Raw genomic sequence first — 245 nt, 5'->3', positions numbered from 1 at the left:
ACCGCGATTTTTTGCAGCCCGCTCAGTCTGTCCTGATAAACGAAACGGCCCAGCACCACCATGACCAGCGGCATCATGAAATAGCCCAGAGAAACCGGCAGAGCACGGCCATTGATCGGCGCCCACATGAACAGCCAGAACTGGACGCCCAGCAAGAATGCCGACAAGGGCAAGCCCAGCCATAGCAGGGGGCGCTGACGGACTGCAGACACAATAGCCTTCACTTGCGGCCATGCTTTGCTGAG

Annotated in this window: 1 pseudogene; it reads right to left on the bottom strand. The window is 58.4% G+C overall.

Features of this window, described 5'->3' with window-relative positions:
- A pseudogene (locus tag R0J87_RS23455) lies at positions 1 to 245 on the bottom strand (EamA family transporter RarD); the annotation flags it as partial.

The sequence above is a fragment of the Halomonas sp. SIMBA_159 genome (assembly GCF_046536035.1).
GTDB lineage: Bacteria > Pseudomonadota > Gammaproteobacteria > Pseudomonadales > Halomonadaceae > Vreelandella > Vreelandella venusta_A.
Note: the sequence above shows the minus strand (reverse complement) of the source record. Positions and strands in the feature narration are given on the sequence as shown.